Here is a 2,508-nt window from a genome sequence, read left to right on the forward strand (position 1 = left end):
GCGTTCCTGATCGCCGGCCAGGACGACCTCGGTCGGCGTCTCGTCGCCGCCCGGGGCTTCCTGGGCGACGGTGCCGATGCGGGCGCCCCGGTCGAGCGCGATGGTGCCGTCGTCCGCGTGAATCTGACCGAGGATCAGGCGCAGCAGGGTCGACTTGCCGGCGCCATTGTGGCCGACGAGGCCGACCCGGTGGCCGTCGGGGATCATGGCGCTGGCGCCATCGAGGATGATGCGCCCGGCGATGCGATAGGTGAGACCGTCAATCCGTAACATGGGGCGGCTAATAGCACGTCGGCCGGGCGGCCACAAAGCGCCGCAGTTGCCAGTCGGGCGGGCGTCGGCTAAAAGGCGCCCACCCCATAGCCGTCAAAGTCGAAATGGAGCCTGTCATGGCCGTCGAACGTACTCTCTCGATCATCAAGCCGGATGCCACCCGCCGCAACCTGACCGGCAAGGTCAATGCCAAGTTCGAGGACGCCGGTCTTCGCATCGTCGCCCAGAAGCGCATCCAGCTGACCAAGGCCCAGGCCGAAGGCTTCTACGCCGTTCACGCCGCGCGTCCCTTCTTCGCCTCGCTGGTCGATTTCATGATCTCCGGCCCGGTCGTCGTCCAGGTCCTCGAAGGCGAGGGCGCGGTCCTGAAGAACCGCGACGTCATGGGCGCCACCAACCCGGCCAATGCCGCCGAAGGCACCATCCGCAAGGAATTCGCCGAGTCGATCGAAGCCAATTCGGTTCATGGCTCGGACAGCGCCGAGAATGCGGCGATCGAAATCGCCTATTTCTTCGCCCAGACCGAAATCGTCGGCTGACGCGCGCGGCGCCCCCGGTCTCGGGGGCGCCATCCGCGCCCCATCAAGAGAGGGGGCGCCATCCGCGCCCCATCAGGGCGCGAACTGCTCCGTCAGGATGCGCTCGCCCAGCGCGCCGCCCGGATCGAACAGCAGTTTCAGGGTTACCTCGCGGTCTTCCGCGATCTCCACTTCGACGATATTGCGCACTTCGCTGTTGTCGGCCACGGCCGAAACCGGCCGCTTGCCCGGGTCCAGCACCTCGAGCCGCACCACCGCTTCGTGCTGGAGCAGGGCACCGCGCCAGCGCCGGGGCCGGAAGGCGCTGATCGGCGTCAGCGCCAGCACGCCCGCGTCCAGCGGCAGGATGGGGCCATGGGCCGAGAGGTTATAGGCCGTGCTGCCCGCCGGCGTCGCCAGCAGGATGCCGTCGCAGGTCAGGGACTCGAGCCGCATCCGCCCGTCGACGAAGATGCGCAGCTTGGCCGCCTGATGGGTCTCGCGGAACAGCGAAACCTCGTTGATGGCGAGGGCTTCGTTGATCCGCCCGTCCTGCCCGCGCGCCCTCATGCGCAAGGGATGCAGCGACGAGGATTCGGCGACCGAAAGGCGCAGCAGCAGATCGTCCTCGGCGTAAGGATTCATCAGGAAGCCGAGGGTGCCCTGGTTCATGCCGTAGATGGGCAGGGGATTGTCGGCGAAATCGCCCGACATGATCCGGTGCAGGCAGGACAGCATCAGCCCGTCGCCGCCCAGCCCGACGATCACATCGGCATTGTCCCCCGCCTCGCCATAGCGTTTGCGCAGGCGCGCCAAGGCGGCCTGGGCGTCCGGCGCGTCGGAAGCGATGAAGGTGATGCGTTCGCGGGCCATGGGGGGACTTCCGGGCGGATCAGCCGCCGGTGGTGTTCATGTGGCGGGCCACCGCGGGGGCGGCGCCCGGCCGGTCGATGATGAAATCATGGCCCTTGGGCTTGCGGGCGATGGCGGCGCGGATCGCCGCCTGCAGCTCGTCGTCCGTGGCGCCGCCGCGCAGCACGGCGCGCAGGTCGGCGGCATCGTCCTGACCGAGGCAGAGATAGAGCGTGCCGGTGCAGGTCAGCCGCACCCGGTTGCAGCTTTCGCAGAAATTATGGGACATGGGCGTGATGAAGCCGATGCGCCGGCCGGTCTCGGCGACGGCGACATAGCGCGCCGGTCCGCCGGTGCGATGGCCGCTCGGCACCATCAGATAGCGGCTGGCGATCCGCTCCCGCACCGCCGACAGGGGCAGGTAATGGTCGGTCCGGTCGCCGTCGATATCGCCCATGGGCATGGTCTCGATGAAGGTGATGTCCATGTCCTGGCCGTGCGCGAAGGCGACGAGGGGCAGGATCTGCGCCTCGTTGATGCCTTTCAGGGCGACGGCGTTCAGCTTCACCGCGATGCCGGCATCCTGCGCCGCGCGGATGCCGTCCAGCACCGGGCCGAGCTCGCCCCGGCGGGTGATCGCGCGGAAATCGTCGGGGTCGAGGGTATCGAGGCTGACGTTCACCCGGCGGATGCCGGCCGCCGCCATTTCGCCGGCGAAACGGGCAAGCTGGCTGCCGTTGGTGGTCATGGTGATTTCATCGAGCGCGCCGCTGCGCAGATGGCGCGACAGGCTGCGCAGCAGGTCCATCAGACCGCGGCGCACCAAAGGCTCCCCCCCGGTGAGGCGCAGGCGCTTGAGGCCGAG

General features: G+C 68.6%; 4 protein-coding genes. 1 reads left to right on the plus strand and 3 read right to left on the minus strand.

The window, feature by feature from the left end; genetic code table 11:
* Window positions 1-273, minus strand: a 273-nt coding sequence (locus WC493_RS23850) for an ATP-binding cassette domain-containing protein (RefSeq protein WP_373069254.1), incomplete at its 3' end; no start/stop codon positions are given.
* A 116-nt stretch (window positions 274-389) separates the two neighbouring features.
* On the opposite strand from WC493_RS23850, the gene ndk reads away from it, so the two are divergent.
* The gene (gene ndk, locus WC493_RS23855) at window positions 390-812 is read left to right on the plus strand and encodes a nucleoside-diphosphate kinase (protein WP_373069256.1); all 423 of its coding nucleotides are present in this window, start codon (window positions 390-392) and stop codon (window positions 810-812) included.
* Window positions 813-884: 72 nt separating this feature from the next.
* Here ndk and WC493_RS23860 read toward each other — a convergent pair whose 3' ends face one another.
* Together WC493_RS23860 and WC493_RS23865 are read right to left on the minus strand one after the other, a co-directional pair.
* Window positions 885-1,664 (minus strand): NAD kinase, encoded by a 780-nt coding sequence (locus WC493_RS23860; RefSeq protein WP_373069258.1) that lies wholly within the window; start codon window positions 1,662-1,664, stop codon window positions 885-887.
* Window positions 1,665-1,683: 19 nt separating this feature from the next.
* A partial coding sequence (locus tag WC493_RS23865; RefSeq protein ID WP_373069260.1) for a GTP 3',8-cyclase MoaA occupies window positions 1,684-2,508 on the minus strand: 825 nt, incomplete at its 5' end.

Origin of the sequence: Zavarzinia sp., assembly GCF_041650655.1 — a bacterium.
Classification (GTDB): Bacteria; Pseudomonadota; Alphaproteobacteria; order Zavarziniales; family Zavarziniaceae; genus Zavarzinia.